Source organism: Corallococcus sp. AB038B (assembly GCF_003668955.1).
In the GTDB taxonomy this organism is placed as follows: domain Bacteria; phylum Myxococcota; class Myxococcia; order Myxococcales; family Myxococcaceae; genus Corallococcus; species Corallococcus exiguus.
Genome location: NZ_RAWO01000132.1, coordinates 1 through 435 on the forward strand (window position 1 = coordinate 1; position 435 = coordinate 435).

At 36.1% G+C, this 435-nt stretch carries 2 protein-coding genes; both read left to right on the forward strand.

Annotation, left to right across the window (positions count from 1 at the left end; genetic code table 11):
- On the forward strand, positions 1–280 hold a 280-nt coding region (locus tag D7Y04_RS46900; protein WP_147477348.1), incomplete at its 5' end, for an ankyrin repeat domain-containing protein.
- Positions 228–435, forward strand: a 208-nt coding sequence (locus D7Y04_RS46200; RefSeq protein WP_147477349.1) for an ankyrin repeat domain-containing protein, incomplete at its 3' end; no start/stop codon positions are given. The genes D7Y04_RS46900 and D7Y04_RS46200, both read left to right, overlap by 53 nt.

The following is a 435-nucleotide window of genomic DNA, read 5'->3' on the forward strand; positions in this document are numbered from 1 at the left end:
TGCTGATCCTCATCATCAATCTTACAATGGTTATCAACCAATTCATTATGCATCTGAACGTGGTCATAATGAATGTGTTCGAATCTTAGTATCGAAATCGGCAGATACAGTGAACGAACAAACAAATCAATTATTCACACCTCTTCATCTCGCTTGTAAAGCTGGTTCATTAGAAACGATTGAGACATTAATATTCCATGGTGCGAACTTCAGATTGAGAGATCAGAATGGTTTCAATTGTCTCCACATTGGTAAATATCGATATTTTCTTTTCTGTTGATTATTGTTACTCTCTAGCTTGTCAACATTCTCATTTGAAGATTGTTCAATGGCTGGTCGAAAAGCTGAATGCAAATATCAACGATGTGGATTATCACAATTCCACACCGATTCATTGTGCAGCAGCCAATGGAAATGAAAATCTCATCTCTTATT